This window comes from Bradyrhizobium sp. USDA 3315, assembly GCF_054056795.1.
Genome location: NZ_JBSRYP010000001.1, coordinates 7720742 through 7745949, shown reverse-complemented (window position 1 = coordinate 7745949; position 25208 = coordinate 7720742). Strand labels below are relative to the sequence as shown.

The following is a 25208-nucleotide window of genomic DNA, read 5'->3' as shown; positions in this document are numbered from 1 at the left end:
AAGGAGCAGGGTCGTGCACATTCTGATTCTGGGCGCCGCCGGCATGGTCGGCCGCAAGCTGACCGAGCGTCTCTTGCGCGAGGGCCGCCTCGGCAAGCAAGAGATCACCCGGATGACGCTGCAGGACGTGGTCGCGCCGGCCAAGCCCGCGAATGCCTTGATCCCGGTCAATGTGGTCGCATCCGATTTCGCCGATGCCGGCGCCGCGGCGCCCTTGATCGCCGAGCGTCCCGAGGTGATCTTCCATCTTGCCGCGATCGTCTCGGGCGAGGCCGAGGCCGAGTTCGACAAGGGCTACCGGATCAACCTCGACGGCACCCGCTATCTGATCGACGCCATCCGTGCCGTCGGCGGCGGCTACAAGCCGCGGCTGGTGTTCACGTCCTCGATCGCGGTGTTCGGCGCGCCGTTCCCCGAGAAGATCGGCGACGAATTCTTCCATACGCCGCTGACGAGCTACGGTACGCAGAAGTCGATCTGCGAGCTCCTGATCAACGACTACACCCGCAAGGGTCTGCTCGACGGGATCTCGATCCGCCTGCCGACAATCTGCGTGCGTCCGGGCAAGCCGAACAAGGCGGCGTCCGGCTTCTTCTCCAATATCATCCGCGAGCCGCTGGCGGGCGAGGAGGCGGTGCTGCCGGTCTCCGAGGACGTCCGGCACTGGCACGCCTCGCCGAAATCGGCGGTCGGCTTTCTGGTTCACGCCGGCACGATGGATCTCAACGCGATGGGGCCGCGGCGCAATCTCAGCATGCCGGGGATGTCCGTCACCGTCGGCGAGCAGATCGCGTCGCTGGAGCGCGTCGCCGGCAAGAACGTCACCGCGCGCATCAAGCGGGTGCCCGATCCGACCATCATCAGCATCGTCTCGGGCTGGCCGCGCGATTTCGCTACTGACCGCGCGCTGAAGCTCGGCTTCACCACGGCCGAGAAGACGTTCGACGACATCATCCGGATCCATATCGAGGACGAACTCGGCGGCAAGTTCGCCGCCTGAGCAACGTCCGGGCTAAAGCATGATCCGGAAAAGTGCGAGGCGGTTTCCCTCGCGACAAACGCGGAACGCGTTTGCGCGAAGATCATGCTCAGACAAGGGGCTAAGGCGCGATGATGATTCAACCAGGCTTCATCGCGCTTTAGCGCGGCGCTCGAGATGACCAGAGTTGCCAGCATCGGCGAATGCATGATCGAGCTGCGCCAGGCCCCTGGCGGGCAGCTCGGCGGGCTGTATTCGCGCTCCTATGGCGGCGACACGCTCAACACCGCGGTCTATCTGTCCCGGCTCGGCATCCACGTCGATTACTTCACGGCGCTCGGCGATGATGCGCTGAGCGATGAGATGATCGCGGGCTGGGCGAGCGAGGGCATCGGCACCAAGCATGTCGCGCGATCGGCGGGCAAGCTGCCCGGCCTCTATCTGATCCAGACCGACGACAAGGGCGAGCGGCGCTTCTTCCACTGGCGTGACAGCGCCGCCGCCCGCGACCTGATGGATCTGCCCGAAACGGAAGACATCCTGAATTCGCTCGCGACCTATGACGTCGTCTATCTCTCGGCGATCACGCTCTCGATCCTGCGCGAGGACGGGCAGGAGCGATTGCTGGCGGCGCTGAAGCGTGCGCGGCTGTTGGGGACGCGGTTTGCGTTCGACACAAATTTCCGCGCCCGCGGCTGGCCGGACCTGAACGTCGCGCGGAAGGTCTTCAGCAGCGCGTTCGAGACGGCCGATATCGTGCTTGCCTCGACCGAGGATCTGGCACCGCTTTATCCCGGCGAGAGCAACACGGCGCTGCTGGCCGGCATCTCGAGCCCCGAGGTGGTGCTGAAGCTCGCCGAGCCGGCCTGCATCGTGCGCTCGGCCGGCGGAACGCGCGAGGTGAAGGCGGAGCAGCTTACCAAGCCGGTCGTCGATACCACCGCGGCCGGCGACAGCTTTGCCGCCGCCTATCTCGCCGCGCGGCTCGGCGGCGCCGAGCCAGAGGAGGCGGCGCGCGCCGGCCATCGGCTGGCCGGTGTCGTGGTGTGCTATCCCGGCGCGATCATTCCGCGTTACGCCATGCCGCCGAAAAAGGCGCTTCGTCTCCCACCATCCCGCAAGGCCTCGCAATGACAACGACATCGAAGCAGGACCGGATCGCCGAGCTGATCCGCCAGGCCACCGTGATTCCGGTGCTGACCATCGAGCGGCTCGAGGACGCGGTGCCGCTGGCGAAGGCGTTGGTCGCCGGCGGCGTGCGGACGCTCGAGGTGACGCTGCGGACGGCGGTCGCGGTCGACGCGGCCAGGGCCATCATCGCCGGTGTGCCGGAGGCGATCGTCGGGATCGGCACGATCCTCAATGGTGACGACCTGGTGCGCGCCGAGGCACTGGGCGCCAAATTCGGCATCAGCCCCGGTGCGACGCCCGAGCTGTTGACGGCGGCAGCCGCCAGCCGGTTGCCCTTCGCGCCGGGGATCGCGACCGCCTCCGAGTTGATGCAGGCGCTGGCCCACGGCTTCGACGTCGTCAAATTCTTCCCGGCCGAGCAGGCGGGCGGTATCAAGGCACTGCGGGCTCTGGCCGGGCCATTTCCGCAGGTCAGGGTGTGCCCGACCGGCGGGGTCAGTGAGGCCAATGCGGCGACCTGGCTCGCCGAGCCGAATGTGCTGGCAGTCGGCGGTTCCTGGCTATGCCCCGCGGCCGATATCCGCGCCGGCAATTGGGCCGGCATAACCGCCATGTGCGCGAAGGCGATGAAAACGCTGAAAGCCGCCTGAAGATACGCTACATAACTCTCCGAACAGGAACAGGGAGATACGGCCATGACCGCCAGCATCGTGGGTTGGGCGCACACGCCATTCGGAAAGTTCGACGCGGAGACCGTCGAGGGTCTCGTGGTCAAGGTCGCCAACGAGGCGCTGGCTGACGCCGGCATCGCCGCGTCCGATGTCGACGAGATCATGCTCGGCCATTTCAACGCCGGCTTCTCGCCGCAGGATTTCACGGCCTCGCTGGTGCTGCAGGCCAATCCGGCGCTGCGCTTCAAGCCGACCACCCGGGTTGAGAATGCCTGCGCCACCGGATCGGCCGCCGTGCATCAGGGCATTCGCGCCATCGAAGCCGGCGCCGCGAAGATCGTGCTGGTGGTCGGCGTCGAGCAGATGACGAAGACGCCGGGCCCGGAGATCGGCAAGAACCTGCTCAAGGCGTCGTATCTGCCCGAGGACGGCGACACGGTCGGCGGCTTTGCCGGCGTGTTCGGCAAGATCGCGCAGGCCTATTTCCAGAAATACGGCGACCAGTCGGATGCGCTGGCGATGATCGCCGCCAAGAACCACAAGAACGGCGTCGCCAATCCCTATGCGCAGATGCGCAAGGATTTCGGCTTCGAGTTCTGCCGCGCCGAGAGCGACAAAAACCCGTTCGTCGCCGGTCCCTTGAAGCGCACCGACTGCTCGCTGGTCTCGGACGGCGCCGCCGCGCTGGTGCTGACCGATGCCGTGACCGCCAAGACCATGGGCAAGGCGGTGAACATCCGCGCCACCGCGCATGCGCAGGATTTCCTGCCGATGTCCAAGCGCGACATCCTGCAGTTCGAAGGCTGCACCACCGCCTGGCAGCGCGCGCTGCAGAAGGCCGGCCTCCAGCTCTCCGACCTGTCCTTCGTCGAGACCCATGACTGCTTCACCGTAGCCGAGCTGATCGAATACGAAGCGATGGGCCTGACGCCGAAGGGACAGGGCGCGCGCGCGATCATGGAAGGCTGGACCCAGAAGGACGGCAAGCTGCCGGTCAATCCGTCCGGCGGCCTCAAGGCCAAGGGCCATCCGATCGGCGCCACCGGTGTCTCCATGCATGTGATGAGCGCGATGCAGCTCACGGGGCAGGCGCCCGAGGGCATGCAGCTCAAGAACCCGCAGATCGGCGGCATCTTCAACATGGGCGGCGCCGCGGTCGCCAACTACGTCTCGATCCTCGAGCCGGCGAAGTAGCTTGAACATTGCCGAATGGCTGGCGGCGACGGCACGGGCGCGTCCCGACGCGCCGGCGCTGCTGACCGGTTTCGATCTCGACGCCGACTATGCCACCTTTGCCCGCCGCGCCGCCTCAATCGGGGCGGCGCTGGCGCGCGATCACGGCATTGCCGCCGGCGACCGCATCGCGCTGTTTGCGTCGAACTGCACGCAATATCTCGAATGCCTCTACGGCATCTGGTGGATCGGCGCTGCCGCGATCCCGATCAATGCCAAGCTGCACGGCCGCGAGGCGGCATGGATCTGCGGCAATGGCGGTGCCAAGCTCGCCTTCGTCTCCGACGATACGATCGGTGCGTTGACCGAGGCGAAGGCGGATGCTCCCGCCGGCATGACCATGCTGTCGGTCGACAGCGACGCTTACAAAACGATGCGAAGCGGCGAGGGCCCACCTGCGCCGCTGCCGCGCGAGAGCAACGATCTCGCCTGGCTGTTCTACACATCGGGCACCACCGGCCGTCCCAAGGGCGTGATGCTCAGCTACGGCAATCTGGTCGCGATGTCGCTGTGCTATCTCGCCGACGTCGATCCGGCGACGCCGCACGATGCCTCGCTCTATGCCGCACCGATCTCGCATGGCGCCGGCCTCTACAATTTCCCGCATGTCCGGATGGGCGGCCGCCACGTCGTGCCGGAGTCCGGCGGCTTCGATCCGGACGAGGTGCTCAACCTCGGCCGCCAGCTCGACAATGTCGTGATGTTCGCGGCCCCCACGATGGTGCGCCGCCTGGTCGATGCCGCGAAGAAGCGCGGCGAGAACGGCGAAGGGCTGCGCACCATCATCTATGGCGGCGGTCCGATGTACACGGCCGACATCACCGATGCGATGGCGACGATGGGCCAGCGCTTCGTGCAGATCTACGGCCAGGGCGAGTCGCCGATGACCATCACGGCGCTGTCGCGCGGCTGGCACGCCCGGAGCGATCACCCGCGCTATCTCGAACGGCTGGCTTCGGTCGGGCTGGCGCAGAGCGTCGTCACCGTGCGCATCACCGACAGGGACGGCAAGCCGCTGCCTGCCGGGGAGACCGGCGAGATCGAGGTCAAGGGCGCGACCGTGATGCTCGGCTACTGGAACAATCCGAAGGCCAATGCCGAGACGCTGAAGGACGGCTGGCTGCGCACCGGCGATGTCGGCCGCCTCGACGCCGACGGCTTCCTCACGCTGTCGGACCGCTCCAAGGACGTGATCATCTCCGGCGGCACCAACATCTATCCGCGCGAGGTCGAGGAAGCCCTGCTGACCCATCCCGATGTCCGCGAGGTCTCGGCCGTCGGTGTGCCGGATCCGGAATGGGGCGAGATCGTCGTCGCCTGCGTCGTGCTGACGGAGGGCACTGCCGCCGACGACGGCAAGCTCGACGCGCATTGCCTTGCCTCGATCGCCCGCTTCAAGCGGCCGAAGCGCTATGTCTATCTCGATGCCCTGCCGAAGAACAATTACGGCAAGGTGCTGAAGACCGCGCTGCGGGAGATGCTGGCCAAAGGCATGGGCTAAAGCGGGGCGAGGCTGGGTTGAATCGAAAACATCGAAAACAACCCCATGCACAGTAGGGATTGGGGTCACTAAGGCGGTTAGGGGATATGCCCGGACCTCCCGCCGCGCTAAGCTGCCTGTGCTTGTCACCGGGAGAACGGACCATGGGAATCGAGACGTCTCTGTCGCTGTCGGAAGTGAACGATCGTATCGCGATCCTCCGGGACAATATCAGGCAGCTGATCGAGCAGGCCGCAGGCGCTGCCGGCGCCGAAGTCGAGGAGCGCATCGCCGAGCGGCTCGAGCAGCAGAATGCGGAACTGGAGAAGCTCCTGAAGGCGCGCGAGGTGATGACGGGGCAGTCGCTGGCATAAGGGCGGCGGTGAATCCGCTTCGTTTTGCCCACCCTGCGTTCCGCCGCACGGAAGCGGCCCGGCCGCGGCCATGCATACGCCCATACGCCCGGCGCAGCTTGATCTCTTGGAATAGCTCCCGTTACTAGCTCCATAACCACGACATCCGGGAGCGAACAGGACGATGGGACCACTGCAGGGTATCAAGGTCGTCGACATGACGACCGTGCTGATGGGACCCTACGCCACGCAGATGCTTGGCGATTACGGCGCCGACGTCATCAAGGTGGAATCGCCCGACGGCGACGTGACGCGGCAGATCGGCCCAACGCGGCATCCCGGCATGGGACCGGTGTTCCTCAACACCAACCGCAGCAAGCGCTCGGTCTGCCTCGATCTGAAGAAGCCGGCGGGGCGCGAGGCGGTGCTGCGGCTGATCGCGAAGGCCGACGTGCTGGTCTACAATGTGCGCCCGCAGGCGATGGCGCGGCTGCAGCTCGGCTATGACGTCGTTTCCGAGGTCAACCCGCGGCTGATCTATGCCGGCGTGTTCGGCTTCGGCCAGGAGGGACCTTATGCCGCCAAGCCCGCCTATGACGATCTGATCCAGGGCGCGACCGCGCTGCCGGCGCTGATGGCGCAAACCTCGGACGGCGTGCCGCGCTATGTGCCGAACGCGCTGGTGGACCGCATCGTCGGCCTCACCGCGGTCGGCGCGATCTGTGCGAGCCTCGTGCATCGCGACCGCACCGGGCAGGGCCAGCGCGTCGACATTCCGATGTTCGAGACCATGGCCGGCTTCGTCATGGGCGACCACATGGGCGGGTTGACCTACGATCCGCCGCTCGACAAGGGCGGCTATGCGCGCCATCTGTCGCCGGACCGGCGGCCGTACAAGACGCTCGACGGCTATATCTGCGTGATCGTCTACAACGACAAGCAGTGGGAGAACTTCTTCAAGGCAACCGGCCGCGACGATCTGCGCAGCGATCCGAAATTCGCGACCTTCGCCGGCCGTGCCACCAATATCGATGTCGTCTACGCCGAGCTCGCGCGTATTCTCCAGACCAAGACCACCGCCGCGTGGAACGAGATCCTCGAAAAGGCCGACGTGCCGGTGATGCCGATGCACGATCTCGAAAGCCTGCTGGAGGATCCGCATATGGTCGCGACCGGCGTCTTCCCCGTGGTCGATCATCCGACCGAGGGCCGGATCCGCAGCATGACGCCGTCCGCGCGGTGGTCGGAGACCAAGGTCGAGCCGAGTCGGCTGGCGCCCCGGCTCGGCGAGCACAGCGCGGAGATTTTGCAGGAGGCAGGTTTCTCCACCGAGGAGATCGCGGCAATGGTGCGCGACGGCGCGGCCAAAGCGGTGCAGGCATAGGAGCACGACAGATGGATTTCGCACTCTCCGCCAACCAGGAATCGATCCGCGATGCCGTCGCCAAGATCTGCTCGCGCTTCGACGAGGCCTACTGGCTGAAGAAGGACAAGGAGGGCGGCTATCCGGCCGACTTCCACCGCGCGCTGGCCGATGCCGGCTGGCTCGGCATCTGCATCCCCGAGGAGTACGGCGGCTCCGGGCTCGGCATCACCGATGCCGCGATCATGATGCGCACGATCTCCGAATCCGGCGCCGGCATGTCCGGCGCGTCCGCGGTGCATATGAACGTGTTCGGCCTCAATCCGGTGGTGGTCTTCGGCACCAAGGAGCAGTGCCAGCGCATGCTGCCGCCGATCATCGACGGCCGCGACAAGTCCTGCTTCGCGGTGACCGAGCCGAACACCGGCCTCAACACCACGCAGCTCAAGACCCGCGCGGTGCGCCAAGGCGACAAATACATCGTCAACGGCCAGAAGGTGTGGATCTCGACCGCCCAAGTCGCCAACAAGATCCTGCTGCTCGCGCGCACCACGCCGCTGGAGGAGGTGCGCAGCCCGACCCATGGCCTCAGCCTGTTCTACACCGATTTCGACCGCAAGCGCGTCACCGTGCACGAAATCGAGAAGATGGGCCGCAAGCCGGTCGATTCCAACGAGCTGTTCTTCGAGAATTTCGAGATCCCGGTCGAAGACCGCATCGGCGAGCAGGGCCGCGGCTTCGAATACATCCTGCACGGCATGAATCCCGAGCGCATCCTGATCGCGGCCGAAGCGGTCGGCCTCGGCCAGATCGCGCTGAAGCGGGCGTCGGAATATGCCAAGGGCCGCATCGTGTTCAACCGTCCGATCGGCATGAACCAGGCGATCCAGCATCCGCTGGCGAAGTGCTGGATGGAACTGGAGGCTGCCTGGCTGATGGTGCTGCGCGCCGGCTGGCAGTATGACCAGAACCTGCCCTGCGGCCCCGCGGCGAACTCCGCAAAATATCTCGCGGCGGAAGCCGGCTTCCATGCCTGCGAGCAGGCGGTGATGACCCATGGCGGCTTCGGCTACGCCAAGGAGTATCACGTCGAGCGCTACTTGCGGGAATCGCTGATCCCGCGCATCGCGCCGATCAGTCCACAGCTGATCCTCAGCTTCATCGGCGAGAAGGTGCTCGGCCTTCCGAAGTCGTATTGATGACAGGAAGTTCCCACAGCGTCATTCCGGGGCGATGCGAAGCATCGAACCCGGAATCTCGAGATTCCGGGAATGGTCCTTCGGACCACCCCGGAATGACGATGGAGAGGGCAGAGACACGATGAGCTTCGTGACCGGCGTCGGCCTCACGTCCTACGGCAAGCATGAGGGCTTGTCCTCGCTCGACCTGATGAGCAAGGCGGCCGAGCTTGCGATCTCGGATGCCGGGCTGAAGCGCTCCGAGATCGACGGCATCCTCTGCGGCTACTCCACGGTCTCGCCGCATATCATGCTGGCCACGGTGTTCGCCGAGCACTTCGGCATTCGCCCGGCTTACGCGCACGCCGTGCAGGTCGGCGGCGCCACCGGGCTTGCGATGACCATGCTGGCGCATCACCTGGTCGATGCCGGTGTTGCAAAACACGTGCTGGTGGTCGGCGGCGAGAACCGGCTGACCGGGCAGAGCCGCGACGCCTCGATCCAGGCGCTGGCCCAGGTCGGCCATCCCGATTACGAGGTGACGCTGGGGCCGACGATCCCGGCCTACTACGGCCTGGTCGCAACGCGCTACATGCATGAATACGGCCTCACGCAGGCAGACCTCGCCGAGTTCGCGGTGCTGATGCGCAAGCACGCGCTGACGCATCCCGGCGCGCAATTCCACGAGCCGATCACGGTTGCCGACGTGATGGCCTCCAAGCCGGTGGCGATGCCGCTCAAATTGCTCGACTGCTGCCCGGTGTCGGACGGCGGTGCGGCCTGTGTGATCAGCCGCGAGCCGACCGGCGAGCGGCAGGTCCGCGTCCGCGGCTGCGCCCAGGCACACACCCATCAGCACGTCACCGCAGCACCTGCGCTGAGCGAACTCGGCGCCGAGATTTCGATCGCAAAAGCGAAGCAGGCGGCGGGCGTCGCGATCCCGGACGTGCGCTACGCCGCGGTCTATGACAGCTTCACGATCACGCTCGCGATGCTGCTGGAGGATCTCGGCCTTGCCGGACGCGGCGAGGCGGCGGCGCGGGTGCGCGCCGGCTATTTCAATCAGGATGGCGAGATGCCGCTCAACACCCATGGCGGCCTGCTCAGCTACGGCCATTGCGGCGTCGGCGGCGCGATGGCGCATCTGATCGAGACCCATCTGCAGATGACCGGCCGCGCCGAAAATCGTCAGGTGCGCGACGCCTCGGTGGCGCTGCTGCACGGCGATGGCGGCGTGCTGTCGTCGCATGTCAGCATGTTCCTGGAGCGCGTGCGATGAGCGGACCGATCGTGGACTGGACCAAGGGCACTGAAGCCATCGTCTACCAGACCTGCAACGGCTGCGGCGCGCGGCAATATTTCCGCCGCAGCTTTTGCGCCGCCTGCGGCTCGCCCGATCTTGCCGAGCATCGCGCGAGCGGGGCAGGGACGGTGTATGCGACCTCGCTGGTCTGCCGCGCCGCGACGCCCGAGACGCGGGCGCATGTGCCGTACAACATCGTGCTTGTCGATGCCGACGAGGGCTTTCGCATGATGGCTCATGGCGACAATGACCTTGCCATCGGCGACAAGGTCGCGGCGCGCTTCACGCAATTCGCGGGGAGGCTGGTTCCATATTTCGCAAAGGCGAAATGAGGGGCTGAACGATCCAGTCAGAACGCAAGACCAGGCTAAACTGGTTCGCTCTTGCCCCTCATAGTTTGCGGATCATTTTGGGCATGATCTTTCGGAAAACCGCTACACACTTTTCCGGATCATGCCTCAGTGCCAATAAAAGATGAAGCTGGCGATGACGAGCATTGCCGTCACCGCCAGCATTTGCGCAAGCGCTTCCGAGGCCGCCCTCTTGGTGGCTTCCTTCATGCGTTTCCCCTAGACTTGGGCGTGACTCATCGTTGCGCAAATTGCGCGCAAGACGGCCGGATTTTTTACTCGGAACACCCCGCGTCGAGTATTCGCTTTTGACGAGTCCCCACTCAGCGAATATCGACTGTGACAGCGTTGTCTGGGAATGCGGCGGCAATTTGACTCGCGCGTGTTGCTCCTGCGACAGCAGCTCGTACAGAGCGTTTTCGAGCGAAGTTGATACCGGTTCGCGTCAAGAAAACGCGTCAAAACAAGGATCTAGGGCCCCGTTCCGATTTCATCGGAACGGAAAAAGCTCTAGTGTTTCGGAACCCGACAGAAACGACAGCAAGATCAAGGTTAGGAAATGGCCCGTATCGACTACTCCGATCCCGCGAAGGCAAGCCCGCGGACCCGCGAGATCCTCGACAAGAACCGCAACGCCAATATCTTCCGCATGATGGCGCATTCGCCAAGTTACTTTGAACAGTACTGCCGGCTCGGCGGCGCGATCCGCCACAAGGGCGAGCTCGATCCCGTCGTCCGCGAGCTTGCGATCACGCGCACCGGCATTCTCTGCGAGGCGCCCTACGAGATCGTCGCGCACAAGCGCATCGGCAAGAATGTCGGCGTCACCGACGAGCAGAACGCCGCGCTCGAGGACTGGCAGTCCGCGACCTGCTTCAACGAGGTGCAGCGCGCGGCGCTCGCCTTTACCGACGAGATCGTCAAGCTGAAGAAGCCGACCGACGAGACCTTCAAGACGATCGCGGCGAAGCTGACGCCGGCCGCGCTGATCGAGCTGCAGCTCTCGGTCGGGTTCTACATCATGACGTCGAAATTTCTCGAGACCTTCGAGATCGACATGCAGCCGGTCACGGAAGTGGTGAGCTGAGCGGATCGCGTCGCGGAGTCCTTCGCCTCGCCCCGCCTGCGGGGAGAGGCCGGAGCGCATGCAGCGAAGCGGAATGCGGTCCGGGTGAGGGGGAATCTCCGCGAGTCTAACTCGAAGTTATTTTGCGGATGCAGCCCCTCACCCTGACCCTCTCCCCGCGAAGGGCGGGGAGAGGGAGAACAGAGAGACCTACCCCGACGTCAGCAGATCCACCTTGGCATTCGCCACGATCAGCCGATCGGCGAGGATCTGCGCGAGGTTGCGCATGATCCGCTCGCCGGCGCGCGGGTGCTGCTCGCGGAAGCGTTCGAAATCCTTGATCGTGACCTCATAGGCGGTCGCCGACATGTCAGCGAGCACATCCGCCGAGCGCGTCGGCTCCAAGAGCGCCATCTCGCCGAACGCCATGCCGGCAGTCAGCGTCGCAAGCCGGATGCCGTCGGGCAGAGTGACGTGGACCACGCCGCTGCGCAGGAAGAACAGCGAGGCCGCCTCACTGCCCGCGGCGATGACCTTCTCGTTCTGCTGGTAGGTTCGGACCGTACAAAGCGCGGTGAGATCGGCAATCTCGGCTTCGCTCAATCCGGCGAGCAGCGGCTGCTCGGAAAGCTCCGTGGTCTCGAGGAAGTCGATCGAGCCGCCGTAGCGGTAGACGATCTGGTCCTCGGCCCACTCGATCGCGGTGTCGAGCAGGTAGAAATCCCTGATATTGCCGAGCCGCCTGGTCCACTCGCTGATCGTGGCCCATTCGCGCGAGGTCCGCTTGATGCCGGACAGGATCACGGTGACGCCGAGCTCGGCGAGTTCCTGGAACGCTTCGGCCACCAGCCTTGCGCCGGCGCGGGTCGTCGCCGTGACACGGCGCAGATCGAAGATCACGAATTCCGGCCGCGGGCTGCCGGCGAGGCGGCGCGAGACATAGTCGACATTGGAAAGCGACAGCGTACCGACCAGCTCGATCACGCGCACCTCCTGGAAGTGCTTTGCCAGGGTCTCCTGCTCTTGCGGCCGGCGCACCCGCCGCGACGGGTTCTTGCCGATATTGTAGTCGGCAATGATGCTGTGGCGGGCGTCGTCGCTGCGGTTCAGTATATGCAGGTCGTAATGCGCCGACAGCGTCTCGCACACCTTGATGCCGCGCACGCTGTTGCCGTGCTTGTCGAGTTTTGGCGAATAGCTGCCGAGCCCGAGCCGCGCCGGCAGTGCCGCGAGAATGCCGCCGCCGACGCCGCTCTTGGCGGGAATGCCGACGCGGTAGATCCATTCGCCGGCATAGTCGTACATGCCCGACGAGGTCATCACCGATAGCGTGCGCGCGATGGCGTAGGGCGTCACCACCTGCTCCTCGGTCAGCGGGTTGATGCCGCGATTGGCGAGCGTAGCCGCCATCACGGCGGTGTCGCGCGCGGTGACCAGGATGGAGCATTGCCGGAAATAGACATCGAGCACCGCAGGCACGTTCTCGGTGATCACGCTGTTGGTGCGCAGGAGATAACCGATCGCCCGGTTGCGGTCGCCGGTGGCGCTCTCAGAGGCGTAGACCGCCTCGTCGACATCGAGCTCACGCCCGGCGAAGCGGCCGAGCGCCTGGCGGATATAGTCGAACGCGCCGTCGCCCTTGTCGGCGTGGAGCAGGCCGGAGCAGGCGATCGCGCCGGCATTGACCATCGCATTGAACGGATGGTTCTCGGCATTGAGCCGGATCGAGTTGAAGGGGTCGCCGGATGGCTCGACGCCGATCACGCTTTCCACTCGTTCGGCGCCCAGCGTGTCCAGCGCCAGCGCGAACACGAACGGCTTCGACATCGACTGGATGGTGAACGGCACCCTGGTGTCGCCGACCTCGTAGACGTGGCCGTCGAGCGTCGCCAGGCTGATGCCAAAATGGGCAGGGTCGGCCTTGCCGAGCTCGGGGATGTAGTCGGCCACCGCGCCGGCGGTCTCCGGCAGGAAGTCTGCGTAACAGGTGTGCAGAAACCGCAGCAGCGGCGGCTTCGAGCTGGACCAGGCCGTGGTGGTGGCGGTGACGGGAGGAGGCGATCGTTTCATCGCCTCCTGTTGTGCATCGCAATCAGGGCGCGCGCAACTGGTTCGGAACCAGCGCCTGACGGCGGACCAGCAGCAACGCGATCAACAGCGTCGGGGCGAGGATCGCGACCCCCAGCAGCGACACCTGCAGCTGCGACAGCGGGTTGATGCCGCCGCCGGGCGTCGCGAGCACGAAGCCGCCGATCACCAGCAGCACCCGGAGCGGCCATTCCAGGGCACCGGCGCCGCGGAGGTCGCCGACGAAGGCCTGATAGCCCTGGATGCCGCCGCAGATGAACAGCGTGCCGCACGCCGCGAGCGCCATCAGGCCGAGGCCGGCGAGATAGGGGCTCGGTCCCTGCATCACCAGCGCCGGGTTCAGCACGAAGAAGAACGGGATGAAATAGATGATGCTGCCGACCCACATCGATTCCCATCCGGTCTTCATCGCGGGCGAGCCGGCGATGCCGGCCGCAGCGAAGGAGGCGATCGCCACCGGCGGGGTGATCGACGACAGCATGCCCCAATAGAAGATGAACATGTGCACCGCCATCCGGTTCAGCCCGAGCTTCTCCAGCGCGGGCGCGACCAGGATGGCGAGAAAGATGTAGCAGGCGGTGGTGGTCAGCCCGAGGCCGAGGATCAGGCTGGTGAAGGCGCACATCACGAGCAGCAGGAACGCGTTGTCGCCCGCAAGCGTCAACAGATCGTTGGCGAGGCTCGAGACCACGCCGGTCATCGAGAACGCCCCGATCAGCAGACCGCAACCGGCGAGGATGCCGACCAGCTCGACGAAGGTGCGGCCATTGACCTCGAGGAATTTTCCGATCGTCCCGAGCGTCCAGCGGCTCTCCTTGGAGAAGATCTGGTTGAGCACCAGCAGCAGCGCGGTGGCGTAGAACGGCGCGTGGCTTTCGCGCTTGAAATACAGCAGCATCACGATCAGGAGCGCAATGACGAAGACGTAATACCAGCCGTTCTTGATCGTATCCATCACGCGCGGCAGCTCGGCGCGCGGAATGCCCTTCAGCCCGTGGCGTGCGGCGTAGGAGTCGACCTGCATGAACAGGCCGACATAGTAGAGCGCCGCAGGAATGATCGCGGCCACCGCGACCTCCGCGTAGCTGATATTGAGGAACTGCGCGATCACGAACGCGGTGGCGCCCATCACCGGCGGCGCCAGCACGGCGCCGGTGGAGGCGCAGGCCTCGATCGCGCCGGCATAGGAGGCGCGGAAGCCGCTCTTCTTCATGACCGGGATCGTCATCGTGCCGGCGGTCAGCACGTTGGAGACGATCGAGCCCGACATCATGCCGAGCAGGCCGGACGCGAAGATGCAGACCTTGGCGGCGCCGCCGCGGAACGTGCCGCACAGCGCGAAGGCGAGGTTAATGAAGAATTTTCCGGCGCCGGTCATCATCAGCGCGGTGCCGAACACCAGGAAGCCGATCACGGTATCGGCGAAGGCCTGGATCGGAATGCCGAGCAGGCTCTCGCCGGACAACACGTGATAGGCGGTGGTCTGGTCGAGCGTGAGCTGCGAGCCGCGGAACGGCCCGAGCCAGCTGGCCTCGGCGAACAGCGGATAGACGGTGAAGGGCAGCACGCTGAGCAGGAGGCTCCAGCCGCCGGTCCGGCGCAGCGCCTCCATCAGCATCACCCACATCACGAGGCCGGCGATGATGACGTTCCTCGGGGCGCCGTCGGACTCCCAGCCATATTGCGCCGCCTTGCGCACGTTCAGCATCAGCCAGATCGAGGCGGCGAAGGTCGCGACGGCGAGCGCGAGATCATACCAGGGAATGCGGTTCAGCGGCGCGCGCTCCGATCCGGGGAAGATCAGGAACGTGAAGGGCAGCATCAGCGCGATCAAGAGATAGAAATATTCGGTGTTGAGCTGGGTGTAGTCGATGAAGAAGCGCAGCGAGAATTGCTGGTTGATGCAGAGCAGGATGGTTGCGGCGGTTGCGACCACCAGTGCCCAGCGCCACACCCCGCGCAGGGTGCGCACGCGCGTGACCTCGGCCTCCTGCAGATTGTCGAGACCGGCATGCGGATCTTCAAACTCGATTCTTTTCGCAGGCGCAGCCGCGGCGTTCTCGGGCATTACGCATCCCCCAATGTTGTCCGTTTTGCCCGTAGCCTAGGCGGTGTGGACTCTAAGGATTCCCTTTTAGGAGCAAATCAGATTCAAGGCTGCTTTTGGGAGGCAGTCTTGGGTGTGATGGATCGTCTGGTGTTGAGCGATGCGGCTTGGGAGCGGATGGCGCCGCTGATCATAGGCCGGCCTGACCAGAAGGGCTCGACCGGGCGCGACAATCGGATGTTCGTGGAAGGTGTGCTGTGGATCGTTCGCACGGGCTCTCCCTGGCGTGATCTTCCGGAAGCGTTCGGGGATTGGAACAGCGCGTTCCGGCGCTTCAGCCGATGGAGTGCCAAAGGCGTCTGGTGGCGGATCTTCGAGGCAATGTCCGACGATCCGGACTTCGAATATCTGATTGTCGATTCCACCATTGTTCGAGCCCATCAGCATGCTGCCGGGGCCAAAAAAGGGGGTCTGAAGATCAGGCGCTTGGCCGTTCGCGCGGCGGCCTGAGCACCAAGATACATATGGCCGTTCGCGGCTTGGGATGTCCGGTACGGTTCACGATCACCGCAGGCCAGAAGGGCGATGCACCGCAAGCCGCCACATTGATCGAGGGATTGCCTGCCGAGGTTTTCATGGCCGATACGGCTTATGACGCCGATCACCTGCGCCAGGACATTGCAGCCAAGGGCGCGCTCGCCGTCATCCCCAACAACCCGTCACGCGCGCTCAAGTATCCGCTCGACAAGCATCTCTATGCCCAGCGCCATCTCGTCGAATGCTGCTTCTCAAAGCTCAAGCAATTCCGCCGCGTCGCAACCCGCTTCGAAAAGACCGCCCGAAATTACCTTGCCGTCATCACTCTCGCAGCCATCGTCCTATGGCTGCGATAACTGTCCACACCGCCTAGAGCATGATCCGGAAAAGTGCGAAGCGGTTTTCCGGAAGCACCATGCTCGAACGGGCGCAAGCGCGATGACGACTAACCCGATCTCATCGCGCGTTGGCGGGTCTCACTCAAAGCCATTGGGCATATTGGCTTTCGCAAGCGCGGCAGCGCGCGCCTTCATCCAGCCATCGAGGAAGGCCTTGTCGTCCGACGGCGGGCTCGACTTGCCGTAATCCGTCCAGGCGGCGGCCAGCACCTCCTGGCGCTTGTAAAGCGTGTTGTTGTGCGCCTCCTGCTCGTCGCTCCAGTGGCCGGTTTCCTTGAGCGCCTTCACCGCGCCGGGATGCACGGGGACGACCCAGTTCTTGGTCTGCCGGTCGGCACCGAGCCCGGCGGCGCCGGGCGCCGAATCCTTGTAGGCGTCGTAGTTGACGATCATCGCCTTGGTGATCGCATAGATCTGGTCGACCGGCTGCGCGGCATAGGCGACGAAGATCGGGTAAGGGTAATTGCCGAGCTGGATCGGCTTGTCCGGCGAGATGCCGGCGCCGCAGGTTGCGGTTTGCGGGAAGAAGAACGAGCCGACCTTTTTCACCCGTGCCCAGCCTTCCTTGTCGTCGGCGGGTAGCGGTGGCCACATCAGGCCGCGCGGCGAGGTCTCGGCTTCCTTGGCCGGGCCGGTGATCGTGGTGCCGAACGCGGCATCGGTGTCGTTGTTGATCAGGCCTTTCCACATCGCGCCGTAGCTTGCGAACTCGACGATCTTGACGTCCTTCTGGGTGAGGCCGCCGAACGCGAGCATCGCGAGCGAGTTCTGGTTCAGCGCCGGCGAGCCGACCACGAAGCCGACGCGCTTGCCGCGAAGGTCCTTCATTTCCTTGACGCCGGCATCGGCTGCCACGCCGAGCGCGCCGCAATTGCAGTCCACCGACGACAGCATGAGCTGCAGCGGCTGCGGGCCCCACTCCTTGGCGCCGAACTCGAACACGCCTTCCTGCGCGAAATAGGTCCCCGATCCCATCGCCGAGGAGACCGCGCGCTTGGCGCGCAGCGGCGCGAGCCGCGCGACGTCGTTGCCGGCCGGCAGCACGCGGACGTCGGTGCCGTATTTGTCCTTCATCATCTTGCCGACGCCGACCGCGATGTTGAAGCCGGCGGTGCCGGTATCGTAGGCGGTCACCGCCATGGTCGGCGGCAGCTTGACGTCCTCGGCCGAGGCGGGCAGGGCAGCGAAGATCGAAATGCCGGCGAGAGCGGCAGGCGCGAGCGCCATCAGCCGATGGATCATAATTCCTCCCTTTGTTTCGCTGTGCGAAACTTTTCCGGGCGGAATGATTGCATCGTGATCCGGCGATGGCAACGCTACCTCCGGCGCAAGCCGGCGATTTCGGCCGCTGCATCACCGGACAGATTGTCGCGGCCGGACTGGAAGGACGGGATCTCAGGTCTCGACGATCGCGACCGCCTGGCCTTCGGCGATGACATCGTCGATCTTGACCAGAATCGACTTGATTTTGCCTGCTGCCGTCGACGTGACCGGTATTTCCATCTTCATCGCTTCGACGAACGCAATCTCGTCGCCATTGCCGATGCTGCTGCCGGTCTCGACAGGAAGCGCGCAAACGCGTCCGGCAACTTCGGTCACAACCTTGATCTCTGGCATTCCACTCTCCGATACCGTCTTGCGGAAATTTCATCCGGCGAACGGCTTTTTGTTGTGGCGGCAGATTGCCTGAGGTAGCTTCTTCTGCAAGTGGAATTTTATTCCGCAGGACGGAATGGAGCCAAACAGATGGGAAGGCGCTCGGAACGGCTTAGCAGGCAGGGAATGCTCGCCAGCGAGACAGGCGATGGCGATGTCATCCAGGTGGTGTCGCGCGCCTTCGATGTGTTGCGGTGCTTCGAGGGACACGAGGCCCGGCTCGGCAATCTCGAGATCTCGAACCGCTGCGGTCTGCCGCGTTCGACGGTGTCGCGGCTGACGCACACGCTGACGCGGATGGGACAGCTGGTCTATCTGCCGCGCGACCAGAAATATCGCATCGGCCCGAGCGCGGTCGCGATGAGCACCACGATGATGAAGGGGCTGCAGCTGCGCAATCTGATCCGGCTGCGCCTGCAGGATGTCGCCGATCAGTTGCCCGGCACGGTGGGCTTCGTCATCCCCGACCGCTTTCACCTGGTCTATCTGGAGTTCGCCCGCGCGGCGAACGCGCTCGGCCTGCATGAGGCCACCGGCAGCCGGATTTCGATGGCGACCACCGCGGCCGGCCACGCCTACACGGCCGCGCTCGATCCCGCGGTCGGCGACGCGCTGATCGCGGAGATGGAGGGCGAGCTGCCCGACAGCGCCAAGATGCTGACGCCGCGCATCGAGGCCAACCGCCGGCATTTGCAGGAGCACGGCTACGTCGTCGCCTGCGGCCTGTGGAGCCCGCATATCAACGGCGTCGCGGTGCCGCTGTGGTCGCCGCAGTATCAGACCTATGTGGTCACCACGATCGGCCTGCTCTCGGCGATGTATGACGAGGCGCGGCTGCATCGCGAGGTCGCGCCGCAAATGGTCGAGCTCGCCGCCGCGCTCGGCAGCCTGCTCGAAGGCGCCGACGGCGACATCTTCAGCAATCGGATCGAGCGCAAGACGCTTCCGGTGACCGCCCATAACAACAACAAAATCATCAAGACGGGAGCAGTGAATGAACTGGAAGCCGGAACTCGACGACCTCGCCCGCCGCGAAGCGTTCGCGCGGGAGATGGGAGGCGTTGACAAGGTCAAGCGGCAACGCGACCAGGGCCGGCTCACGGTTCGTGAGCGCATCGACAAGCTCGTCGACCAGAGCAGCTTCCATGAGGTCGGTGCCATCTCCGGCATCGCCGAATATGACGAGAGCAACGAACTCAAGCACCTGACGCCGGCGAACTGCGTGTTCGGCCGCGCCAGGGTCGACGGCCGCACCGTCGTTGTGGTCGGCGACGACTTCACCGTGCGCGGCGGCTCGGCGGATGCATCGATTTCCGCCAAGCCGTTGATGGCGGAGGAGATGGCGCACGACTTCCGCCTGCCGATCGTTCGCGTGATCGAGGGCTCCGGCGGCGGCGGCTCGGTGAAGACGATCGAGACCAGGGGCGCCGCCAATCTGCCCGGCGGCGTCGGCGGCACGCGCTGGTACTGGTACACGACCGCCAATTTGGCGCGCGTGCCGGTGGTCGGTCTCGGGCTCGGCTCGGTCGCGGGCCTCGGTGCCGCACGGCTTGCCGCCACGCATTACTCGGTGATGACCAAGAGCTCCGCGATGTTCGTCGCCGGCCCGCCGGTGGTGAAGCGCCTGGGGCAGGATCTGACCAAGCAGGAGCTCGGCGGCGCCGACATCCAGACCCGCGCCGGCGCGATCGATCAGGCCGTCGAGACCGAAGAGGAGGCGTTCGACTACGCGCGGCGCTTCCTGTCCTATCTGCCGTCGTCGGTCTACGATCTGCCGCCGACCATTCCCTGCACCGACGATCCGGAGCGTGCCGAGCAATCGCTGCTCAAGGCCGTGCCGCGCAACCGCCGGCAGGTCTACAAGATGCGGCCGATCATCGATGCCGTCGTCGACAAGGGCTCGTTCTTCGAGGTCGGCACCAATTTCGGCCGCCCGATCATCACCGGATTGGCGCGGATCGAGGGCAGGGCGGTGCTGCTGCTCGCCAGCGATCCGTTCCACTATGGCGGCTCGTGGACCGCTGACGCCTGCCAGAAGGTGGTGCGCTGGGTCGACTTCGCCGAGACCTTCCATCTGCCGGTGGTCTATCTGATGGACTGCCCGGGCTTCATGATCGGGCTCGAGGCGGAGAAGACGGCGACCATCCGCCACGGCGTGCGGGCGATGGCGGCGGTCAACCAGAGCACGGTGCCGTGGTGCACCATCATCATCCGCAACGCCTTCGGCGTCGCCGGCGTGGTGCATCAGCCGGCCAACCGCTTCTCGATGCGCTATGCGTGGCCGTCGGCCTATTGGGGCTCGCTGCCGCTCGAAGGCGGTATCGAGGCGGCCTATCGCGCCGAGATCGATGCGGCCGCCGATCCCGCCGCCAAGCTGCGCGAGATCGAGGATCGCCTCAACAAGCTGCGCTCGCCGTTCCGCTCGGCCGAGAAGTTCTGGGTCGAGGAGGTGATCGATCCGCGCAAGACGCGCTCGCTGCTCTGCGAGTTCGCGCGCCTCGCCGAACCGATCCGCAAGGCTGGTCCGCCGAGCAACATGTCGACGCGGCCGTAAGCGGCGCCTCAATCGTCATTGCGAGCGCAGCGAAGCAATCCATATAACCATGTGCTGAGGTATGGATTGCTTCGTCGCTGCGCTCCTCGCAACGACGACACGTATTTACTCCGCTTCGCGATGCACGTCGTGGATCACGATGCCCATGCCGTTCTCGGGCATCTTGATCCATTCGCGCCGCTTCAGCGAGCGCTTGGTGTCCTCGTGCCCGCTCACCCAGTGCTCGCGCATCGAGGTGCCGGAGAATTCGTGATCCTTGGCGTCGCCCTCATAGGCCTTCTGCTGATAGATCAGCTGCAATAGCGTGATGCCCGGCAACCGGGCGTTTGCCTTCTTGAGCTGGCGCTCCTCGTCCGACAGCTGATCGTCGGGGATTTTTCCCAGCGCATTGTGCAGGGCGGTGCGCAGATTGTAGGTCTTGCGATAGACGTCGGTGTTGTAGCGGGTGCGCGACGAATACATGATGTCCTTGTGCCGGGCCATCACGTCCTGGATGTCCCGCGGCAGCGCGCCGCGCGCCGAGAACAGGTCGACCTGGAACACCAGCGAATTCATGTTGTCTTCCTGGTCGAGCAGATGCTGCAGCGGCGTGTTGGACACGATGCCGCCGTCCCAGAAATGATCGGTGCCGACCTTCACCATCGGCAGCGCCGGCGGCAGCGCGCCGCTCGCCATGATGTGCTCGGGAATGATCTCGTCATGGGCATTGTCGAAATAGATGAAGTTGCCGGAGAGCACGTTCACTGCGCCGACCGCGAAGCGTATCTTCTTGGAATTGATGCGGTCGAAATCAACCAGCTCGAGCAAGGACTCGCGCAGCGGCGTGGTGTCGTAGTAGCTGGTGGCGGTGCGCGCGCCGGCCGGGCTGAACCACGGATTGGCCTGGTGCGGGGTGAAGAAGCCGGGTTGTCCGAGCGTGGTCGTCAGCCATGAGCTGGTGAAATTGCGCGCCTTGCGGAAGACGTCGCCGTCCGGAGTGTAGTGCCAGATCTTGCGGCTGGTGATGCGATCCCAGAATGTGTGCAGCCGCTCCAGCCGCTTTTCGGGCGGATTGCCGGCGATGATCGCCGAGTTGATCGCGCCGATCGAGACGCCGCAGACCCAGTTCGGCTCGATGTTGGATTCATGCAGCGCCTGATAGACGCCGGCCTGATAGGCGCCGAGCGCGCCGCCGCCCTGCAGGACCAGGGCCACACGATCGCAGCCTTCTGGACGCCAGCCCGGCGTCGCGTGTTCGATGTCGTCGAAATGCGGGGTTCGCGCGTCCATATCAGACACTCCAGAAATTCGCGGCGAGAATTCAGCGCGCCGATGACGCCGTGATGACAATTGCGGCGGCCGCGCAAGGCGCATCCGGCATGGCTGCCTGCATGGTTAGCATTGGCCCCAGTAGCGCGACGCGGGTCACGACGCGTAACCGCGGTCATGCGCCTGACGGAAATTCCTCACATCGCTGTCAATCTCGGCCGTTAGCTTCCGCGCAAACTTTTCAAACAGGGGTTATTGCGATGCGCAGGGAAGATCTGCTCAAGCTTCCGTCGATGCCGGCCGCCGGCCCGAGCTATCCCGCCGGTCCGTATCGCTTCATCGATCGCGAATTCCTCGTCATCACCTATGAGACCGATCCGGAGTTGATCCGCGCCGGCCTGCCCGAGCCGCTGGAGTCGATCGAGCAGGCGATCGTGCATTACGAATGGATCAAGATGCCCGACAGCTTCGGCTTCGGCAGCTACATCGAGTCCGGCCTCGTGATCCCCGCGCGCCTGCATGGCGAAGAGGTCAACTTCGTCTGCCAGATGTATCTCGACGATGATCCGCCGATCGCGGCCGGCCGCGAGATCTGGGGCTTTCCGAAGAAGTACGCTCATCCCAAGCTCGAGATCGTCAAGGACACGCTGACCGGCACGCTGGAATATGCCGGCCAGCTCGTTGCGATGGGCACGATGGGCTACAAGCACGAGAGCATGGCGGGCAATGGCGACGTCACCCGCGCGACGCTGTCGAAGACGCAAGTTAATCTGAAGATGATCCCCGGCGTCGACGGCCATCTCGAGGTCTGCCAGCTGGTCGCGATCAACTTGACCGACATCGTCGTCAAGGGCTCCTGGATCGGACCCGGCCGGCTTCACCTGGTGCCGCATGTCAATGCACCGGTCGCCGATTTCCCGGTCAAGCGTGTCGTCGGCGCGCACCACTTCCTCGCCGATCTGACGCTGCCGTTCGGCCGCGTCGTGCATGACTACAACAAGGAGGCTGCGGAGGCGGCGCCGACCGGCCTGGCCGCGGAGTAGGGCGGTCGCTGACATAAAACTGTAACAGGCGCGTCCTCCTATGTTGCGTCGAAGGGACGCGCTTGCTCAGCGTTGCGCGTGGGCGAGGTCTTGAACATGTCATTTCGCGCGGTTGCGTTATCGATTGCCTTGGGGGCGGGCCATGCTGGCTGATCCACCTCCCGCTCCGGTCGGGTCGCTGCTGACCCGCGAGGCGGTCCCCGGTCTGGTCTGGGCGTTCCGCCTGCATCACGACGGCCGTGCCGAGGCGCTTCCGATCGATGCGCCGATCGAACCGAGCCATGACGGAAGGCTGTGGCTGCACTTCAACCTGACCGACGTTCGCACCCGGGCATGGCTCGCCAACATGCACATCCCGCAGCTGGCGCGGGACCTGCTGCTGTCGAATGACAATTTCCAGCAGATCCACGTCGTCGACAATTGCGTCTACGGCGTGTTTTCCGATCTGGTGCGGGATATCGACGCCGCGACCCGGGAGACCGGCTTTCTCCGCTTTGCGATGACCGAACGCCTCCTGGTCAGCGGCCGCCATCAGGCGCTGTGCTCCGCCGATGCGACACGCCGCGTGCTCGAGGGCGGCCATCGCGTCGGCAGCGTCGCGGCGCTGCTGGAGAAGATCGTCGACGAGATCGCCGACACCATGGACCGCATGGCCGACAAAATCGGCACCGATATCGATGCGATCGAGGAGCGGGTGCTCGCCGAGGATACCGGATCGGAGCTGCGCAAGAATCTGAGCCGGATGCGCCGCACCTGCGTGCGCCTGCATCGCCAGCTCGCCGGCCTGCGCGTGCTGTTTCACCGGCTCGAGCAGAAGAACACCGACAATCTCAGTCCGGCGCTGCGGCTGCAGGCCGGCAAGCTCGCGCAGCGGCTCGACGGCCTCGACCACGACATCGTGGAACTGCACGAGCGCAGCCGCCTGCTCGAGGAGGAGCTGCGCTTCAAGCTCGAGGAGGAGAGCAACAAGCACCTCCACGCGTTGTCCGTCGTCACCATGATGCTGCTGCCGCCGACGCTCGTCACCGGCATCTTCGGCATGAACACCAAGGGATTGCCGTTGACCGACGTCGACAGCGGGTTCCTGGTCGCGGCCGGCCTTCTGATCGGGTCGGCGCTGCTGGCTTATCTGCTGATGCGGCGGCTCGGCATCGTCAAATAGCGCGAGCGCACCGCGGTATTCCCGATGTGCAGAGTTCTTTCCCGCGCGATGTTGGTGGCCGCGGCCCTCGCGCTCGGCGCGCCGGCGCATGCGGAGGACAAGCCGGCCGCCGACCGGATTGCGGATACGCGGGCTGCGCTCGAGGAGGCCGGCTACCAGTTCAGCCTGACCTATATCGGGGAGGGTTTTGCTAACGTCTCCGGCGGCGTCAGCAATGGCGCGGCCTTTACCGGCCGTCTCGATCTCGGCACCACCATCGACCTCGAGAAGGCGATCGGCTGGACCGGCGCGACCTTCCACGCCAACATGTACCAGATCCACGGCGACGGGCTGTCGCGGAGCTATGTCGGCAACCTGTTCCTGGTGTCCGGCGTCGAGTCGTTGCCGGCGACGAGGCTCTATGAATTCTGGATCGAGCAGAAGCTGCTCGGCGGCAAACTCTCGGTGCGCGTCGGCCAGCAGGGCTCGGACGTCGAGTTCATCGACAGCCAGTACGACGACATCTTCATCAATTCGGCGCTGGGCTGGCCCGGCATTGTCGGCACCATTCTGCCGGCCGGCGGACCGTCGCCGCCACTCGCCGTGCCCGGCATCCGGATCAAGGCCAATCTGTCCGACCGCATCACCGCCTATCTGGCGCTGTTCGACGGTTCGGCTTCGCCGCCGCAGGGGACGGACGATCCGCAGATCTTGAACGCCCACGGGCTGAATTTCCGGGCCAACGATCCGCCGTGGTGGATCGGCCAGCTCAAATACAAGTTCGAGATCGGCGAGAGCCGGCTGCCGGCGACCATCACCGGCGGCGCCTGGTATCACATGGGCTCGTTCGCCGACCAGCGCTTCTCGGCCGACGGGCTGTCGCTCGCCGATCCCGACAGCTCCGGCGACACGCGCTGGCTGCGGCGGGACAACGGCATCTTCATGGTCTACGAGCAGTTGCTTGCGCGCGCCAGGCCGGACGCTGACAAGGGCGTCGCGTTCTTCATGCGCGCCTCGGTCAGCCCATCGGACCGCAACCTGATCAGCACCTATGTCGACGGCGGCTTCCTGTTCACCGGCTTCAGCGAGACATATCCGGACGATCGGTTCGGCATCGCCGCGATCTATGCCAGGATTTCGGACGCCGCGCGTGCGCTCGACCGCGACACCCAGATCTTCACGGGCACGCCGTATCCGATCCGCGACTACGAGGCGATTCTCGAGATCACCTACCAGCACGTGGTGAACCAGAATTTCACCATGCAGCCGATGTTTCAATACATTGCCCATCCCGGCGGCGGCGCCGTCGATCCCAACGATCCGACGCAAACGCATCGGATCAAGGACAGCGTGGTGTTCGGGATGCGCACTATCCTGTCGTACTGACCC

22 protein-coding genes are annotated in these 25208 nt (G+C 65.0%); 17 read left to right on the top strand and 5 right to left on the bottom strand.

Annotated features, from left to right (window positions below; all coding sequences use genetic code 11):
* The first annotated feature begins 13 nt into the window (after window positions 1-13).
* The 11 genes from denD to ACVIYL_RS36375 all read left to right on the top strand — a co-directional run bounded on the left by denD (window position 14) and on the right by ACVIYL_RS36375 (window position 11128).
* Window positions 14-1000: a D-erythronate dehydrogenase gene (gene denD / locus ACVIYL_RS36425; RefSeq protein ID WP_253609133.1), complete on the top strand. Its 987-nt coding sequence runs from the start codon at window positions 14-16 to the stop codon at window positions 998-1000.
* Between the two features lie 156 nt (window positions 1001-1156).
* Window positions 1157-2113, top strand: coding sequence for a sugar kinase (locus ACVIYL_RS36420; protein WP_057019736.1), 957 nt, complete (start codon window positions 1157-1159; stop codon window positions 2111-2113).
* Window positions 2110-2760, top strand: coding sequence for a bifunctional 4-hydroxy-2-oxoglutarate aldolase/2-dehydro-3-deoxy-phosphogluconate aldolase (gene eda, locus ACVIYL_RS36415; RefSeq protein ID WP_253609132.1), 651 nt, complete (start codon window positions 2110-2112; stop codon window positions 2758-2760). Before ACVIYL_RS36420 ends, eda begins: the two co-directional genes overlap by 4 nt.
* 45 nt (window positions 2761-2805) lie before the next feature.
* Complete coding sequence (locus ACVIYL_RS36410) at window positions 2806-3975, top strand: acetyl-CoA acetyltransferase (RefSeq protein WP_253609131.1); 1170 nt, start codon at window positions 2806-2808, stop codon at window positions 3973-3975.
* Between the two features lies 1 nt (window position 3976).
* Window positions 3977-5515: a class I adenylate-forming enzyme family protein gene (locus tag ACVIYL_RS36405; RefSeq protein ID WP_253609130.1), complete on the top strand. Its 1539-nt coding sequence runs from the start codon at window positions 3977-3979 to the stop codon at window positions 5513-5515.
* 143 nt (window positions 5516-5658) lie between these two features.
* The gene (locus tag ACVIYL_RS36400; protein ID WP_253609129.1) at window positions 5659-5868 is read left to right on the top strand and encodes a hypothetical protein; all 210 of its coding nucleotides are present in this window, start codon (window positions 5659-5661) and stop codon (window positions 5866-5868) included.
* Between the two features lie 163 nt (window positions 5869-6031).
* Window positions 6032-7231 (top strand): CaiB/BaiF CoA transferase family protein, encoded by a 1200-nt coding sequence (locus ACVIYL_RS36395; protein ID WP_456780862.1) that lies wholly within the window; start codon window positions 6032-6034, stop codon window positions 7229-7231.
* An 11-nt stretch (window positions 7232-7242) separates the two neighbouring features.
* Window positions 7243-8409 (top strand): acyl-CoA dehydrogenase family protein, encoded by a 1167-nt coding sequence (locus ACVIYL_RS36390; protein ID WP_253609127.1) that lies wholly within the window; start codon window positions 7243-7245, stop codon window positions 8407-8409.
* Window positions 8410-8530: 121 nt separating this feature from the next.
* Window positions 8531-9667 carry a thiolase family protein gene (locus ACVIYL_RS36385; protein WP_253609126.1) on the top strand — a complete coding sequence of 379 codons (1137 nt, stop codon included), beginning with the start codon at window positions 8531-8533 and terminating at the stop codon, window positions 9665-9667.
* Entirely contained in the window at window positions 9664-10023 is a 360-nt protein-coding gene (locus tag ACVIYL_RS36380) for a Zn-ribbon domain-containing OB-fold protein (RefSeq protein ID WP_092085482.1), read from the top strand. The genes ACVIYL_RS36385 and ACVIYL_RS36380 overlap by 4 nt, the downstream gene beginning before the upstream one ends.
* A gap of 577 nt (window positions 10024-10600) precedes the next feature.
* On the top strand, window positions 10601-11128 hold the full coding sequence (locus ACVIYL_RS36375) for a carboxymuconolactone decarboxylase family protein (protein WP_253609125.1): 528 nt from the start codon (window positions 10601-10603) through the stop codon (window positions 11126-11128).
* Window positions 11129-11317: 189 nt separating this feature from the next.
* Here the strand turns inward: ACVIYL_RS36375 and glsA are convergent, their stop codons facing one another.
* Together glsA and ACVIYL_RS36365 are read right to left on the bottom strand one after the other, a co-directional pair.
* Complete coding sequence (gene glsA / locus ACVIYL_RS36370) at window positions 11318-13177, bottom strand: glutaminase A (protein WP_253609124.1); 1860 nt, start codon at window positions 13175-13177, stop codon at window positions 11318-11320.
* Between the two features lie 22 nt (window positions 13178-13199).
* Complete coding sequence (locus tag ACVIYL_RS36365) at window positions 13200-15263, bottom strand: TRAP transporter permease (RefSeq protein ID WP_253609123.1); 2064 nt, start codon at window positions 15261-15263, stop codon at window positions 13200-13202.
* A 108-nt stretch (window positions 15264-15371) separates the two neighbouring features.
* On the opposite strand from ACVIYL_RS36365, the gene ACVIYL_RS36360 reads away from it, so the two are divergent.
* Window positions 15372-16135 (top strand): IS5 family transposase gene (locus tag ACVIYL_RS36360; protein ID WP_092083899.1). Its coding sequence is split into 2 segments (ribosomal slippage): window positions 15372-15707 and window positions 15710-16135, totalling 762 coding nucleotides; the frame shifts between segments, so codons are not numbered across the junction.
* Window positions 16136-16255: 120 nt separating this feature from the next.
* On the opposite strand, the gene ACVIYL_RS36355 is transcribed toward ACVIYL_RS36360, so the two are convergent.
* Both ACVIYL_RS36355 and ACVIYL_RS36350 read right to left on the bottom strand, forming a co-directional pair.
* Window positions 16256-17419, bottom strand: a complete 1164-nt coding sequence (locus tag ACVIYL_RS36355; protein ID WP_310880450.1) for a TAXI family TRAP transporter solute-binding subunit — start codon at window positions 17417-17419, stop codon at window positions 16256-16258.
* Window positions 17420-17572: 153 nt separating this feature from the next.
* Complete coding sequence (locus ACVIYL_RS36350; protein ID WP_016847177.1) at window positions 17573-17794, bottom strand: acetyl-CoA carboxylase biotin carboxyl carrier protein subunit; 222 nt, start codon at window positions 17792-17794, stop codon at window positions 17573-17575.
* 129 nt (window positions 17795-17923) lie between these two features.
* On the opposite strand from ACVIYL_RS36350, the gene ACVIYL_RS36345 reads away from it, so the two are divergent.
* Together ACVIYL_RS36345 and ACVIYL_RS36340 are read left to right on the top strand one after the other, a co-directional pair.
* Window positions 17924-18898 (top strand): IclR family transcriptional regulator, encoded by a 975-nt coding sequence (locus ACVIYL_RS36345; protein WP_310880451.1) that lies wholly within the window; start codon window positions 17924-17926, stop codon window positions 18896-18898.
* Entirely contained in the window at window positions 18828-20387 is a 1560-nt protein-coding gene (locus ACVIYL_RS36340; RefSeq protein ID WP_456780861.1) for an acyl-CoA carboxylase subunit beta, read from the top strand. The genes ACVIYL_RS36345 and ACVIYL_RS36340 overlap by 71 nt, the downstream gene beginning before the upstream one ends.
* 105 nt (window positions 20388-20492) lie before the next feature.
* Here ACVIYL_RS36340 and ACVIYL_RS36335 read toward each other — a convergent pair whose 3' ends face one another.
* Window positions 20493-21656, bottom strand: a complete 1164-nt coding sequence (locus tag ACVIYL_RS36335) for a patatin-like phospholipase family protein (protein ID WP_456780860.1) — start codon at window positions 21654-21656, stop codon at window positions 20493-20495.
* 239 nt (window positions 21657-21895) lie between these two features.
* On the opposite strand from ACVIYL_RS36335, the gene ACVIYL_RS36330 reads away from it, so the two are divergent.
* From ACVIYL_RS36330 to ACVIYL_RS36320, 3 genes are all read left to right on the top strand, one after another.
* Window positions 21896-22678 (top strand): acetoacetate decarboxylase, encoded by a 783-nt coding sequence (locus tag ACVIYL_RS36330; RefSeq protein ID WP_456780859.1) that lies wholly within the window; start codon window positions 21896-21898, stop codon window positions 22676-22678.
* A gap of 142 nt (window positions 22679-22820) precedes the next feature.
* Window positions 22821-23840, top strand: coding sequence for a transporter (locus ACVIYL_RS36325; RefSeq protein ID WP_057019751.1), 1020 nt, complete (start codon window positions 22821-22823; stop codon window positions 23838-23840).
* Window positions 23841-23888: 48 nt separating this feature from the next.
* Entirely contained in the window at window positions 23889-25205 is a 1317-nt protein-coding gene (locus ACVIYL_RS36320; RefSeq protein WP_456780858.1) for a carbohydrate porin, read from the top strand.
* The last annotated feature ends 3 nt before the right edge of the window (window positions 25206-25208 follow it).